Source organism: Halomonas citrativorans, from assembly GCF_900163645.1.
In the GTDB taxonomy this organism is placed as follows: domain Bacteria; phylum Pseudomonadota; class Gammaproteobacteria; order Pseudomonadales; family Halomonadaceae; genus Vreelandella; species Vreelandella citrativorans.
On record NZ_FUKM01000053.1, the window covers coordinates 109,604 to 123,614 of the forward strand.

The following is a 14,011-nucleotide window of genomic DNA, read 5'->3' on the forward strand; positions in this document are numbered from 1 at the left end:
GAGATAGATAGCGCTTGAGATGGCTAGCACTTGGGACGGCATATAATAGGTAGCGCTGAAGCGCGTTAGCGCGCGTCAATATCTTTATCGGCGGCCACTTTTAGCGCTCGCACCCGCGTTTCCAAATAGCCACGCAGCGTAACCCCATCCACCTCTTGCACATTAATGGGTGGACCAAAATGCAGGCTAACCGGTGCCCTAAAGCGGCTTGGCCACTTTTTAAGCGCTTTACCGTTGTAGTGTGATGTCCAGGACCCCCACAAGCCTGCCAGCCCAGCGGGAATCACCGGCACATTATCGCGTGCCAGAATAGTTTCCAGCCCGCGCCTGAAGGTATGGATATCACCGTCTGGCGTTAACCGCCCTTCCGGAAATACCATAACGACCTCCCCTCGGCGCAGCGCCTGGCTCACTTCATCCAGCGTACGCCGCAAGGCGCCGGGGCTACGCCGTTCGGACTCAATGGGGATCGCACCGACAAGCTGAAACCACCACTTGAGCCAAGGCGAATCGAAAATTGGCTGATCCATAACAAAACGCAGTGGCCGAGGGCTACCGCCCCCCAGGACCAGAGCATCCATAAAGCTTACGTGGTTGCATACAACCAGCGCACCGCCGCGTTTGGGCAGGTGATAACGCCCATGCACATGCAAGCGGTAGCAAAGGCGCATAGCCAGATAAATCAGGCTACGCAGCACTTGGCGGACAGCATTGATCCACCATCTCACGATGCCGGCTCCCGGAGCCGAAGCCCTGCCAGCACCGTACTGACCAACTGATCCAGCAGTTCATCCACTTTAAGCTGCTGGCCTTGCCAATACCCCAACCGTTCATTTAATCCCAGCTGTACAAGCCCATGTACGCTGCCCCATAGCGTGCGCCCCAGCCGCCGAGCTTCGAGATCATCAAGCGTGGGCTGGTACTCTTTGAGAGCGGATTCCACCTGGGTAAACAGCGCTTCAATTAGATGGCTTTGACGCTGATCCAGCTCCCCTTCTTGTGCCAAGGGGTAATCAAACAGCAGCTTCCAGCGGTAGCAGTCTTGCTCGGCAAAGTGCCAGTACGCATGCGCCAGCGAACGCAGCCAAGGCTCTGGCGCGTCTGCCGATAATGACGTAATGGTCTGCTTCAAACCCGCCAACGTTTCGACGTTAACGTGCTGCAATAAGTTGTTAAAGCTGCCGTAAAGTTTAAGCAGCGTACTGGGCGCGCAGCCAACCTCTCTAGCCAGGGCACGCAGTGATAAATCGTGGACTGACTGTACAGCCAACCAATCATCACAAGCTTTCATGACCTGCGCATGGAGGGCATCGGGCGCATGCTGTCTAGGACGGGCCATGGCGATCTCTTCAGGTCAACGAATAACAAGAAAGAATGCCTCACAGCGCTTTAGCGTGAGCAAGGGGTAATATAGGATACCTTATATCGAACACTGTTTTCGACACTAAAGCGCCACATTTAGCGCATTCTTGTGCATCTTTAACCTCTCCCATGACATGATTGAGTCGATTCTGCTTAAGGAGACTGGCATGACCGGACGCCTACATGTACACAATTTACCGCTCAAGCGTCTTCTGCCCTCACTCAAGGCGCCATCCGCGCTGGTGGAATCCCCCAATCTGGCACCCCGCCAACCCGTTTCGGCTATTCGTTTAGCCCAGGGTGAGTTGCAGCTTGAGTCACTTTTTTGGGGGTTAACGCCGCCGTGGCTAACAGTGCTGGATCACGCTCCGCACTGCGCCAGAGCTGAGACACTAAGTTCAAAAGCCATGTTTCATGAAGCGTTTCAGGCTCGCCGCTGCGTTATTCCTGTCAGCGGCTTTTACGTCTGGAAAGTACTGCCGCGACACAAACAGCCTTATCTGGTCACAGAGGTTAGGCGCGCACCCTTACTGCTAGGTGCGTTATGGTGTCGCTACCATACAACGCTTACCGCGTTTACTGACTCAACAGCACTGATTAGCGTACCGGCCAACGCATGCCTGGCACCGCTTAGCGACCGACTGCCGGTGGTCATTCCCCCTCATGTGTTGACCACATGGCTTGATCCCGATAGCCCTCTGGAAACCGTAAAGACACTATTAACACCCGCACCCTTGGAACTATTGGGTGCGTTCCCAGTATCCAAGCATGTCAACAATCCTGCCTATCAATCAGCCGCTTGCGCCCACCCGGTTGGGCCAATGCTGCAATGGACCGTCCCACAGGAGCCGTAATGTTACGACCGAAAAGTAGACTATTTTATTCGCGCGTTGTACTGGCAGCGGTGCTCAGCACCGTATGGTTTTCTCCCGGCGTGCTGGCCGCTGGTGATGATCCGATAGAAGACATCGTAATACCGATTGCCAGCCCTTTTGACAGCCGCGACTATCGCGTGCTGACGCTTGAAAACGGTCTACAAGCGCTATTGGTAAGCGACCCTGACGCTGACAAAGCCGCTGCATCAATGAACGTCCGGGTCGGTAGCGCCCAGGATCCAGATGATCTGCAAGGGCTTGCCCATTTCCTTGAACACATGCTGTTCCTGGGTACCGAGGCGTATCCCGCTCCGGACGCTTATCAGCGCTTTATTTCTGACCATGCGGGCTCCCATAACGCCTTTACCGCTCAGCAAGATACCAACTACTTTTTTGATATCGAGCCCTCCGCCCTACCGGAAGCGCTTGATCGCTTTAGCGAATTTTTCCTGTCACCGCTGTTTAATGCCGACCATTTAGAGAGCGAGCGCAATATCGTTCATTCTGAATACATGGCAAGAATTCGCGATGAGTCCCGACGCGAAAACGATGTGCTTAACCAACTGCTCAACCCTGACAATGCCACCACAGGGTTTGCCGTTGGTAGCCGCGAGACGTTAGCCAGCCCGCCGGCAGGCGAAGCGACGCTGCGCGAACGTGTCATCGATTTTTACCACCAACATTACGATGCCAACGTAATGAACTTGGCCGTCGTCGCCCCTCAGCCGCTTGATACGCTGGAAGAGTGGGTGGTGGAGCGTTTCGCGGATATTCCTGACAATGGCCTGAGCGTTCCTACGATTGACGCACCGCTGATAGATACCGATACCCCGCCACGCTACGTTGAGCGTCAGTCACTGCAAGATCGCCGCCAGCTGCGTTTTTACTTCCCGATCCCAGACCCCGAAGATGAGTATCGCGCAAAACCCACTCATTTAATGTCGCATTTGTTAGGCGATGAAGGGGATGGCAGCCTTTTGGCGGTACTCCGTAACGCAGGTTTAGCCGATGGCCTGTCCTCAGGTGTTCAGCGCGGTGATGGTCAGGATGCCCTGTTTACGGTTTCCATTAGCTTGACGCCCGCCGGTGCCGAACGGCTTGATGATATTCAGGCTACGCTATTTGCCGCCATTGATCAGCTGCGTGACGATGGGTTGGCTGACTGGCGCTACACTGAACTGCGCGATTTGAGCGAGCAGGCATTTCGTTTTCAACAGCACGGCGCACCTCAGCAGGAAGCCACTCGGCTCTCCATGAGTTTATCCCGCTACCCGGTAGAGGATGTGCAGTATGCCGCGTATCGCATGGACGCGCCGGACACTGAGCGTCAGCAGGCGTATCTGGATGCGTTAACGACGGACAACATGCTGCGCTTTTACTCTGCGCCCGAGGTGGAAAGTGACACGGTTTCGCCCTGGTTCTCGACCCAGTGGCGAGAACAACCACCTGCTCAAGAGGGTCTCGCGCTTGAGGGTTTGGCCCTGCCTGAACCCAACCCCTTTATTGCCAGCGACCTTGCCCTTATTGAAGGCCAGGACGAGCACCCAAGCCTGATGATCGACACGCCATCCTTTAAGGTTTGGCACATGCAGGACTCACGCTTTAATACGCCAAGCGTTGAGTGGCGGGTCAGTTTGCAGTATCCCGACGCCAGTTATTCGGCCGAAGAGGCCGTACTGACGCAGCTGTTGGCTGGGTGGCTAAACGACAGCTTAAATGAATCACTTTATCCCGCATGGATGGCCGGTCAGTCGTTTAGTGCCTACCCGCACGCACGTGGGATAACGCTATCATTTTCCGGTTGGCGTGATGGTCAGACACCGCTTATTGAGCAAGCCATTGATCAACTTAAAACGGCTGAGATTAGCGAAGGCGCCTTTGATCGTGTGCAATATCAGTTGCAGAGAGAGCTGGTTAATGCGCCGCAATCATCGCTTTATGGCCAGGCAAGCCGCACGCTGGGTGAAGCACTGTTGTCCCCACGATGGTCGACAGCCGAACTTCTTGACGCCAGTCAGCGCCTTGACCAGCAGCATCTTGAGAATTTCCGTAAGCGCTTTTTGGGCGGGCTCTATATCGACGCCATGGCGATTGGCAACCTGGATGAAGCACTCGCCCAGGAGCAAGCCGAGCGGGTGCGCAGCAAACTGCGCCCACGCTTGACGCGAGAAGATATTCCAACGCTTAGCCCGCTGGCCATTGGCACGACTTCCAGCGTGCTGCACCCGCACAGCACCCGCGACGAGTCCCTGGTGCTGCGTTACTTGCAAGGGCGAGACCAGAGCCCTAAAGAACAAGCAACCATTAGTGTGATTGCCCAGTGGCTGGAGACGCCCTTTTATCAACAGCTGCGCACAGAAGAACAGCTGGGCTATATTGTGAACGCGGGTTATTCACCCCTGCTTGAGGCGCCTGGCATTGCACTACTCGTTCAGTCGCCGGATGTGGACAGCGAAACGGTCGCTGCGCATATGGATGCCTTTTTAGCTGACGCTGGCGAAGCGCTTGAGCAACTCGACGATGCTGAACTCGATGCATATCGCAAAGCGGTCCATGCCAGTTTGAGCGAGCGTGATACCAGCCTTGCGGGCATGGCCAACCGTTACTGGCAGGCCACCGCGCTGGATGAGATCCGCTTTGACCGTCGTGAAGAGCTGGCCAACCTGGCACTTGAGGTTAGCGCTGCGGATATTCAAGCTGCATGGCCAGAGCTACTTGGCCACCAGCTTGATATACGCTTCAACCCGGGTGATGAGCCCAGCGATGTAACGCCTTACCGCGAAGCGCTAACGCCGTTTGCCGAGCGCGACCATCCATAAAGAAGTGCGCTGTAACTCAATGCTCCGCTCAGGCATCGAACGCCTGGGCGGGCATCATGGCCTCGACAAACATCACCAGCTCTTCAAGGATCTGCCGCTCACGCTCGCTGAGCGGCTGCTGATTGTAGCGCTCGATCTCCCGAGCAAAGGCCTTTAGCGTAAGCCCGGACATCGCCGGATCATTAATACGCATCCAGCGAAACGCCTCCCACTGCTCGCGTTCGTCACCTTCCAGCGTGTCAGGGTAGCTACGCGCCCGATAGCGAAACAGCATCTCCTCAAGGCGCGGGTCCTGAAAGGCAAACCGCTGCCCTACCAGATCCCAGGGTTCCATCTCACGCACTCGCTCCATCTGCTGGCGGTCGGCAGCGGAAAAGAAGCTGCCGGAGTAAAGCATCATGTCAGGGTCGTGGGGTGCGTCATCAAAGCTGGTCTTAAAGACCTCGGCCACTTTAGGCGTCACCCCTTGGGCGCTGCGCAAGGTTTTCCAGTGCTGGCGGCACGTTGCAATATCCAACCCAAGGCGCTCAACAATCGCGCCATACGCTCCCTTTTGCGGCCCGTCTATGTCCTTGAGCACACTCGACGGAAAGATCACCGGGCAACGGTTGATATGAATGACCTTAAGCGGAATACGTACCTCGCCTTCCGCTAGATCCTGCTGACTGACAAAGACGCGCTCGCGTATTTGCTCAGGCGAAAGGGTAAGAAGGTCGCCCGGATCAACGCTTAGATCGTAAACAATCATCCCATTAGGGTTGGTAGGGTGCTCAGCTAACGGCATTACCAGGGCGCTGCAACCCCGGCTGGCCGGATAGCGGCGGGAAATATGCAAAAGCGGCTTGGCATTAGGCAGGTCCAGCTGCGTGGCAACCGCGCGTTTGCCACGCAGGCCAAGCAAGTAATCAAACAGCTTAGGGTTCCGCGTTTTGAGCAGCCGCGCCAGGGCAATGGTTGCCCGAACGTCGGCCACCGCGTCATGCGCGCCTTCATGCTCAATCCCGTTGGCTTTGGTTAAGTGCTCAAGCTTAAAGCTTGGCGCGCCATCTTCACGAAGCGGCCACTCAATGCCGTCCGGGCGCAGCGCGTAAAATGCGCGCACCACATCAATTAAATCCCAGCGGGAGTTACCGTTTTGCCATTCGCGGGCGTAAGGGTCGAGCAGATTGCGATAAAACAGATGGCGAGACACTTCATCATCAAAGCGTAAGCTGTTGTATCCCGCAACACAGGTGCCCGGCTCGCTCATGTGGCGCTGCACTTCACTGGCAAACTGCGCTTCAGGCAGGCCGCGACGTCGCGCTTTTTGTGGGGTAATCCCGGTAATCAAACACGCGGCAGGATGAGGCAGGTAATCGTCCGCTGGCTTGCAGTAGAGCTCGATAGGCTCACCGATCTCGTTTAAGTCCGCATCGGTACGCAGCGCAGCAAATTGAGCGGGCCGATCTCGACGTGGATCGGCCCCGAATGTTTCATAGTCATGCCACAAAAAACTGGCAGGGGCGGCATTAGGTGGCGCCATGAACAAGCACTCCGCAAGGCAGCAAAAACCCTAGCCTAGCACACCCAGCGCCTTTCTCGCCGCCTGTTGCCCTACTGTCTTGTCAGCTTTTGGGCAACGTCACATTCAACTCAAGTACTGAGCAGTTATCTTCGCTATCCAGCGAAATCTGAATGGCGTTGTCGTCGACATGTACATAGCGACGAATAACTTCGAGCAGTTCGCGCTCAAGTAGCGGCATGTAGTCAGGCTGACCACGCTGGCTTCGCTGATGCGCCACGATGATTTGTAACCGTTCTTTAGCCACCGAGGCGGATTTCTTGCGCTCACGCTTCAAGAATTCCAAGAGTTTCATCGACGGTTACCTCCAAACATACGGCTAAGCAGACCTTTGCGCTGCACCTCATGAAAACGTAACGGAATCTCCTCACCCAGCAAACGTGAAACGGTATCCGTATACGCCTGACCTGCATCACTTGATGCATCGTGAGTGACCGGCACCCCCTGGTTCGAGGCGCGAAGCACAGCTTCGGACTCAGGAATCAGACCCAGTAAGTGAACGGCCAGAATTTCACGAATATCCTCAAGGGTAAGCATATCCCCAGTGGTCACCCGTTCAGGGTTATAGCGAGTAACGAGCAGATGCTCTTTAATCGGGTCACCCCCCTGCTCAGCACGTCGGGTTTTCGATGCCAAAAGGCCCAAAATACGGTCAGAATCGCGTACTGATGAGACCTCCGGATTGGTGACCACAATCGCTTCGTCGGCAAAATACATGGCAAGCTGCGCACCACGTTCAATACCTGCGGGAGAATCACAGATAATAAAGTCAAATTCTTCTCGAAGCTTTTCCAAAACCTCCGCCACCCCTTCCTGGGTTAGCGCATCTTTATCCCGGGTTTGTGAAGCGGGCAGGATATACAGATTTTCAACGCGCTTATCACGGATCAGCGCCTGGTTAAGGCCAGCTTCCCCCTGGATGACATTTACCAGGTCATACACCACACGACGCTCGCACCCCATAATCAAATCAAGATTTCGCAGTCCCACATCAAAATCAATGACCACGGTTTTTTTACCACGGAGTGCCAGACCTGTTGAGATTGCTGCAGCGCTGGTGGTTTTACCGACCCCCCCTTTACCTGAGGTCACAACAATAATTTTAGCCAAGATTCACTTCCTTCTTGAAGTCGTTCATCGCGAGCGCATGACGCTGAACGAGTAACGGGAACGTCAATGTCACAAAAGCCCTACTGTAACGGATAGGCAAGGCAGCGTCGCTAAGCATTAAGCATGGATGCACGCTGCGTTGAAAGCATCAACCCAACGGCTTAATTTCAAGCTGCTCTTTTATAAAATGAACTTCTGCGGTGCGGCCCAAAAGCCGGGGATCAACATCTTCAAGGCGTTTGTAATTCCCAGCCACCGAAAGCAGCTCAGCCTCAAGCTCGCGGCAGTAAATACCGGCCTGAGTATTGCCGTGAATGCCTGCCAGCGCCCGTCCCCGCAGAGCACCGTAAATATGAATACTACCTGCTGCTAATACTTCTGCACCCGCATTGACGGCACCAATAACGATCAGATCCCCGTCCGATGCGCTGACCTGCTGGCCTGAACGAACGGTGCCGCGATAAAGTCGTGTTGCCGCACTCTTGGCTTGCGCCTCAATACGCTCGTCGTCAGAGGCGTTGTTTTTTGAGGCTTCCTCTTTGCTGACGCTCTCCAGTGCTCTAGCGCGCGTCTCCTCTACAGGTGCAAACCACCCAAGTCCCAATGCCCAAGCCGACTGGCGTACCGGCTCTGAACCGCCGCGCACCGCAACGGGTAAAAGTTTGTGATCCCGGCAAACGGCGCATATTCTTTCCAAAGCCAAATGGGGTTCATCAAGCTTTTCCACGCTTAGCACAACCGGTGTATGCTGGAAGAAGGCAGGAGACTGAGACAGTTTACCGGCCAACTGCCGCCGGATATGCTCAGGGTCAGCGCTACTTAATTCCATGACGGTCATCGGCAGCATGCCGCCTTTAAAGGTAAATGCCATGTTGGCACTATCGGCGTTGAGGCTCATAGCCGAACTCCATGTCATGTTCAGGTAAAATAAAGGTAGCGCAATTTGGCGCTTTTCGGTGAGAAGAATCAATTTCTATCACACCTTTTATAAAGCAAAGCTAAGCGACAGCGACGGTGACTGCAACCGCTGTTCAATAATGGCTAATTTTTTTCATGCTACGCACCTCTACGCAGGATGATCCATGCACGGACTGTTAAGACGCCTGTTCGCTCCTCGTTGGCAACACCCCGACCCCGAGGTACGCCGACAGGCCCTCTCTCGACTTGACCCCCACCAGGCTGAACAGCGCGAAGCGCTGCAAGCACTCGCGCATGATAGTGACAGCAGCATCCGCCTGTCGGCCCTGCTCGCGCTGGATGATGTCAATGGGCTGGTGATAGCCTACCCTGACCACAGCCAGCAAGAGGCATGGTTCAATGCCGTGAGTCAGCGGCTTAGCGGTCTTGAAGGCAGCACCGAACTGCAACAACGCCTGACCCTGGTGGAAGGGCTGGACGAGCCGCGGCTTTTAAATGTAATTGCCTTACAAGGCGACAACCTGGAGCTGCGCCTGACCGCCCTTGCCCGGCTAACCCGTGAAGACGACCTGGTTAAGCAAGCGTGCCAAAACGGTGTCGCGGCTGTTCGTCATCGCGCCACCGAGCGCATTGAGACAGAAGAGGCCCTGAAGCGCCTGCTTAAAGACGCGCGGCGTGATCGTTATGTAACTCGCCTTGCCCGCGAAAAGCTCGGCCAGCAGCGAACCGATGCCGAATGGCTGGCCCGCCAACAGCAGCAGTTGGAGCACCTTCTTCACCAGATGGAACAGCATGCTCGCGCGCCTTGGGAGCCACTTTATGGCGGCCGCTTTCGCCATTTAGAGCGCGAATGGAAGAACCTGACGCCCCCTCCTAGCGCCGAGCAAGAGCAGCGCTTTCATCAGGCCATGCTGGGCTGTCGTAAAACGCTTCACGACCATGAAACGCAGGAGCAGGCTCGCCAGCAGAGCCTTGCCCGCCGAGAGGAAGCGGATCAGACACGTGATCAGTTGCTTGATGGGCTGGAGGAGACGCTTGAAAGTCTTCATCATGCCACCGAGCTGACCGTTCAGGATATCGACAGCCTGCGTGCCCAACGCCAGCTTTTCAGCCAACGCTGGCAAGCGATCTCCGACGTACACTCGCCCAGCGAGCCTGCAAGCCAACGCTACACGCACGTCATTATTCAATATGAGCAGTGCCTGGATGCCTGGCAGCGCTGGCAACGTGTTAGTGTCGCGCTAGAGCAGGCACTTGCGGATAATGACCACCGCACCATGCGCCGCCTGCTTAACGAATGCGCCTGGCCAAAAGCATTTACGCCGCCTGCGCTGATACAGCGCGCTCAAGCAACGCTTGCCACCGAGTCTCACACACCGGCAGCTAGCCCACACGCCTCGGTTTCATTAAGCACTTATGAAGCGGAACTCGATAGCTTTGAGCACCTGCTTGAGCGTGGCGCCTTCAAAAGTGCCAGCCATCTTCACCAGCGCTTAAAGCCGCAAATCGAAGCCCTTCAAATGGCGGAAGCCAAGCCGCTGAAGGCACGCTTAAAACAGTCCGGCGCGCGGCTGGCCGAACTACGCGATTGGCGCGGCTTTGTCGCAGGGCCCAAGCGCGAGCAGTTATGCTCAAGCATTGAAGCACTGGCCAACGACCCGCACATGGCGGAAACCGCGCTTGACCGCCACCACCGCCAGCTAGTGAAAGAGTGGAAGTCGCTGGGCGATGCCGCCGCCAACCGCGAACAGTCCGCGCGCTTTCGTGCCGCATCTGACCGCATCCACGAGCGGTTAGCCCCATGGCGCGACCAACTAGGCCAGGAGCGTGAAGCGAACCTGCAGGCCCGCGAGCAGCTGTGCGAACAGCTTGAAACACTGCTCTCCCAGCCAGCAGAGGACGCCGACCCGGATGTACTACGTGAAATTCGCGACAAGGCACGCCATCAATGGCGCCACTACTCGCCGGTGCCTCGCGAGCGCTCTGAGGCCGTTGGTCAGCGGTTTGGAAAAATCCGCCATCAGTTGCAAACATTAATTGATCAGCGGGCCGAGCATATCGCCTCTCAAAAGCAGGCGCTTATTGAAGAAGTGCGGGCGCTTCGTCACGACCAGCAACAACCCTTGGCTCAACGCATTACACAAACCAAGCAACTACAGCAGCACTGGCGTCAGTTAGGGCGCGCACCCAAAGGGGCGGAACAAACCCTTTGGAAGGCGTTCCGGCATGAGTGCGATCAGCTGTTTGCCCAGCGCGAAGCCCACAAGAGTGAGCAGGCTGCCCATCAGCAACAGCAGCTTGAAGCCATGCAAATACTTATCGATCAAATGGACAGCTGGCAACCCACTAGCGCCAATGAAACCAGCACGCTGGACGACTTTTTGAACCAGGTCAGCCAGCTTGAGCCACTGCCGCGAAACCGGCGTAGCGAAGGCATGCAGCGTCGCCTAAGCGGTATTGTGCGCGCCAAGCGCGAGCGTTTGAGTCGCCTTAAGATTGCGGATACCGTTCAGCAATGGCAACTTATTTTACCGCTCGTTAACGCGCACTTGTCCGCCGATCAGCGCTATCTGGACGGCGGTGCCGCAGAAATTATCAACGCTGACGGTATCATTAGCACGCCACTTCCCAGCGTATTTGCCGAGGCGCATCAGACGCGTAACCGTCAGCGTCAATCCACGCCACTCCCGTTGTCGCTGGACGATGAGGCAGCACGGGCAGACGCCATTTCTCGGCTGCGGGTACATCTATCCCTGTTAACCAGCGGCAGCATCCGACAAAGCGACGAGCCTTTGCGCCTGGCGATCCAGGTAGAGCGCTTGAATGAAGGAATTCGCCAAGAGCGTAGTCGCGAAGAAGAAATTATCGATGTTTTAGCCGCGCTATTAGCGCTTGGCCCGGTATCGATGGCGCAGTGGGAAAAAGAAGCCAGGGAACTGGATAGCTTATTGCGCGACCTGGGGCATATCCCGCCCCCCTGATCGCCCCATCAATGCGACAACAACACAACGGGAGGCGATTCGCCTCCCATTTTGCATGCTCCCTTGTGAGGAATAAGCCGTCGCGTAGGCACGGGTGGCCTAGCCCATAAATTGCCCACCGTTAATATCGATGTTGGCGCCGGTAATAAAGCCAGACTCTTTATCGGCAAGGAACGTCACCAATCGACCAATTTCTTCCGGCGTACCGTAGCGTTTTACCGGAATCGTTTCGCGAATGGCTTCACGCACTGGCTCCGGAATTTTCATAATCATGTCGGTGGCAATATAGCCAGGCGATACGGTATTTACCGTAATGCCTTTGGTGGCCGTTTCCTGCGCCAGCGACATGGTTAAACCGTGCATACCGGCTTTAGCGGCAGCGTAGTTAACCTGGCCAAACTGCCCTTTACGGCCATTGATGGAGGAGATATTAATAATTCGACCATAGCCATTTTCGAGCATCATCTCGATCACGCTACGGCAAGTATTAAAGACGCTATTAAGGTTGGTATCGATGACCTGATACCACTGTTCGTAGGCCATTTTTTTCATCGTGCCGTCGCGGGTAATGCCAGCACAGTTTACCAGCACGCTAACTGGACCATACTGTTCGTGGATCTCACGCGCAGCATCCAGGCATGCGTTATGGTCAGACAGGTCGACCCCGAGTGTTGTCATATTCTGATAACCAGCAGCTTGCTGGGTGTCCAGCCAGGTTTTGGCTTTTTCGGGATTGTTATACCCTGCCACTACCCTATAACCCGCATCTGCCAACGAACGACAAATTGCCGTGCCGATTCCACCAGTTCCACCAGTTACCCAGGCGACGGGGGCTTGATTGGCCATTGACTACCTCCCTGATATGACAAATGGCTTGGACGCTAAGTACTGTTATGGTCCGCAAACCATTTCGAATAAGCGTCAAGCGCTTGTATCACTAACAGCACGCCACCGATTTTATTGTTAGGCGGCCTACCGACAGTAAGCTTTTTATTGGGACCATGGGAAGCATAGCTTTACTCTTTGCATATTGCAGTACGATGAATATCAGCCTTTTGCGCTTTGTTTGCTACAAAGGGTTGACGTGGCGCAAAAAACCCGTAGAATACGCCTCACGTTGATGCGGGGTGGAGCAGTTTGGTAGCTCGTCGGGCTCATAACCCGAAGGTCATCGGTTCAAATCCGGTCCCCGCTACCAATATTAAAAAAGCCAGATCAGTTACTTACTGATCTGGCTTTTTGCGTTTACTCACTCCCCCTCTTCGCCCCCCCCCCAAGACTACGCCACCGCACACCGTTATGCCGAGCGCATCACGCCGACGCTCGACATCGAATACCCTTACCGAAAAACCAAAGCACAGCCCCTAGCAAGCCACATGAGCAACTTAACGGGCGGTCACACGCCTGTTTTTTTCTTGTCACGGGAAATAGAAACGATATTTTGCGGCTCTCCCTTTACAAAAAACGCATGAATATTATCAATCGACCCATTAAGAAAACGCGAAAAGGTCTCTTCGGTCTTCCATGCCATATGTGGAGTTATCATGACATTATCCAATGCCGCAAAGGCATTATGCTGCGGCAGCGGCTCTTCACAGAAAACATCAAGCCCCGCCCCACCAATCTTCTTACGCTGCAAAGCATCAATGAGCGCCGCTTCGTCAATAATGGGCCCGCGTGATGTATTGACCAGAATCGCATCAGGCTTCATTAGCTCGAAATGCTCCGTCGTCAGTAACCCTTCCGTTTCAGGCACAAGCCTTACATGGATACTAACGGCGTCCGCTTGGGTGAGCAGGCTTTCTAATGACACGTACTCTACTCCCACCTGAGCGGCTCGCTCCCGGGTCAGCCTGGGGCCCCATGCAATGACTCGCATACCAAAGGCCTGTGCCATTCTCGCCACGGCACAACCAATCTTGCCTAGGCCAATCAGGCCAATGGTTTTACCGCTCAAGTTACTGGTAACAATCGCTGGCCACTCTCCAGCGGACATCCGACGATCTACCTCAACAATCCGCTTGGTGAGATTAAGTAAAAATGCAAAGGTCATCTCGGTCACCGCCGCCGTAGACCCACCCGGCGTCGTTGCAACCGAAATCCCCGCTTCGTCCACTGCGTCTTTATCCATATGGGCAAGGCCCGTACCGGTTTGGGCGATCAGCTTTAGGTCAGGTAAAGCCGCGATAAGGTCTCGATCAATCAAGGTGCGCTCCCTGAGCGGGATAATCGCATCGGCTCCCTGAAGCCGACTCACCAGGGTTTCAAAGGCAGGCACATCACCATAGACCGACACCTCAGAGAATTCGCGCAAGCGAGATACGGCAGGGTGCTCCTTCATACAGCCCTCCCAATCATCAAGAATCACCGTCTTCATATACACTC

Annotated in this window: 11 protein-coding genes and 1 tRNA gene; 4 read left to right on the top strand and 8 right to left on the bottom strand. The window is 55.2% G+C overall.

All coding sequences use genetic code 11. The annotated features are described in order from the left end of the window. Nucleotides 1–65 precede the first annotated feature (65 nt). Together CZ787_RS13605 and CZ787_RS13610 are read right to left on the bottom strand one after the other, a co-directional pair. Entirely contained in the window at nt 66–671 is a 606-nt protein-coding gene (locus CZ787_RS13605) for a 1-acyl-sn-glycerol-3-phosphate acyltransferase (RefSeq protein ID WP_140398993.1), read from the bottom strand. Nucleotides 672–724: 53 nt separating this feature from the next. Further along, entirely contained in the window at nt 725–1,339 is a 615-nt protein-coding gene (locus CZ787_RS13610) for a TetR/AcrR family transcriptional regulator (protein WP_087110116.1), read from the bottom strand. A 190-nt stretch (nt 1,340–1,529) separates the two neighbouring features. Between CZ787_RS13610 and CZ787_RS13615 the strand changes: the two genes are divergently transcribed. Then, complete coding sequence (locus tag CZ787_RS13615; protein ID WP_087110118.1) at nt 1,530–2,216, top strand: SOS response-associated peptidase; 687 nt, start codon at nt 1,530–1,532, stop codon at nt 2,214–2,216. Next, nucleotides 2,216–5,056 carry an insulinase family protein gene (locus CZ787_RS13620; protein WP_087110120.1) on the top strand — a complete coding sequence of 947 codons (2,841 nt, stop codon included), beginning with the start codon at nt 2,216–2,218 and terminating at the stop codon, nt 5,054–5,056. Before CZ787_RS13615 ends, CZ787_RS13620 begins: the two co-directional genes overlap by 1 nt. A 28-nt stretch (nt 5,057–5,084) precedes the next feature. Here CZ787_RS13620 and sbcB read toward each other — a convergent pair whose 3' ends face one another. From sbcB to minC, 4 genes are all read right to left on the bottom strand, one after another. Beyond that, nucleotides 5,085–6,578: an exodeoxyribonuclease I gene (sbcB, locus tag CZ787_RS13625; RefSeq protein WP_087110123.1), complete on the bottom strand. Its 1,494-nt coding sequence runs from the start codon at nt 6,576–6,578 to the stop codon at nt 5,085–5,087. Nucleotides 6,579–6,660: 82 nt separating this feature from the next. Further along, a complete protein-coding gene (minE, locus tag CZ787_RS13630) occupies nt 6,661–6,912 on the bottom strand; it encodes a cell division topological specificity factor MinE (RefSeq protein ID WP_018918334.1) in 252 nt (83 codons plus the stop codon). Beyond that, a complete protein-coding gene (gene minD, locus CZ787_RS13635; protein ID WP_087110125.1) occupies nt 6,909–7,727 on the bottom strand; it encodes a septum site-determining protein MinD in 819 nt (272 codons plus the stop codon). Before minD ends, minE begins: the two co-directional genes overlap by 4 nt. Nucleotides 7,728–7,875: 148 nt before the next feature. Next, a complete protein-coding gene (minC, locus tag CZ787_RS13640) occupies nt 7,876–8,625 on the bottom strand; it encodes a septum site-determining protein MinC (protein WP_087110127.1) in 750 nt (249 codons plus the stop codon). 184 nt (nt 8,626–8,809) lie between these two features. Here minC and CZ787_RS13645 point away from each other — a divergent pair, with 184 nt between their 5' ends. Beyond that, on the top strand, nt 8,810–11,626 hold the full coding sequence (locus CZ787_RS13645) for a DUF349 domain-containing protein (protein ID WP_087110130.1): 2,817 nt from the start codon (nt 8,810–8,812) through the stop codon (nt 11,624–11,626). A 99-nt stretch (nt 11,627–11,725) separates the two neighbouring features. On the opposite strand, the gene phbB is transcribed toward CZ787_RS13645, so the two are convergent. Then, nucleotides 11,726–12,472, bottom strand: coding sequence for an acetoacetyl-CoA reductase (gene phbB, locus CZ787_RS13650; RefSeq protein ID WP_087110132.1), 747 nt, complete (start codon nt 12,470–12,472; stop codon nt 11,726–11,728). Between the two features lie 275 nt (nt 12,473–12,747). Here phbB and CZ787_RS13655 point away from each other — a divergent pair. After that, nucleotides 12,748–12,824: transfer RNA gene (locus CZ787_RS13655), tRNA-Met, on the top strand. Nucleotides 12,825–13,022: 198 nt separating this feature from the next. Here CZ787_RS13655 and CZ787_RS13660 read toward each other — a convergent pair. After that, a complete protein-coding gene (locus CZ787_RS13660; RefSeq protein WP_087110135.1) occupies nt 13,023–14,003 on the bottom strand; it encodes a D-2-hydroxyacid dehydrogenase family protein in 981 nt (326 codons plus the stop codon). Nucleotides 14,004–14,011 lie beyond the last annotated feature (8 nt).

What these genes read in the sequence shown, in the direction of transcription:
- CZ787_RS13605 (WP_140398993.1), bottom strand. Translation starts at nt 671, where the DNA reads ATGCGCCTTTGCTACCGCTTGCATGTGCATGGGCGTTATCACCTGCCC.
- CZ787_RS13610 (WP_087110116.1), bottom strand. Translation starts at nt 1,339, where the DNA reads ATGGCCCGTCCTAGACAGCATGCGCCCGATGCCCTCCATGCGCAGGTC.
- CZ787_RS13615 (WP_087110118.1), top strand. Translation starts at nt 1,530, where the DNA reads ATGACCGGACGCCTACATGTACACAATTTACCGCTCAAGCGTCTTCTG.
- CZ787_RS13620 (WP_087110120.1), top strand. Translation starts at nt 2,216, where the DNA reads ATGTTACGACCGAAAAGTAGACTATTTTATTCGCGCGTTGTACTGGCA.
- sbcB (WP_087110123.1), bottom strand. Translation starts at nt 6,578, where the DNA reads ATGGCGCCACCTAATGCCGCCCCTGCCAGTTTTTTGTGGCATGACTAT.
- minE (WP_018918334.1), bottom strand. Translation starts at nt 6,912, where the DNA reads ATGAAACTCTTGGAATTCTTGAAGCGTGAGCGCAAGAAATCCGCCTCG.
- minC (WP_087110127.1), bottom strand. Translation starts at nt 8,625, where the DNA reads ATGAGCCTCAACGCCGATAGTGCCAACATGGCATTTACCTTTAAAGGC.
- CZ787_RS13645 (WP_087110130.1), top strand. Translation starts at nt 8,810, where the DNA reads ATGCACGGACTGTTAAGACGCCTGTTCGCTCCTCGTTGGCAACACCCC.
- phbB (WP_087110132.1), bottom strand. Translation starts at nt 12,472, where the DNA reads ATGGCCAATCAAGCCCCCGTCGCCTGGGTAACTGGTGGAACTGGTGGA.
- CZ787_RS13660 (WP_087110135.1), bottom strand. Translation starts at nt 14,003, where the DNA reads ATGAAGACGGTGATTCTTGATGATTGGGAGGGCTGTATGAAGGAGCAC.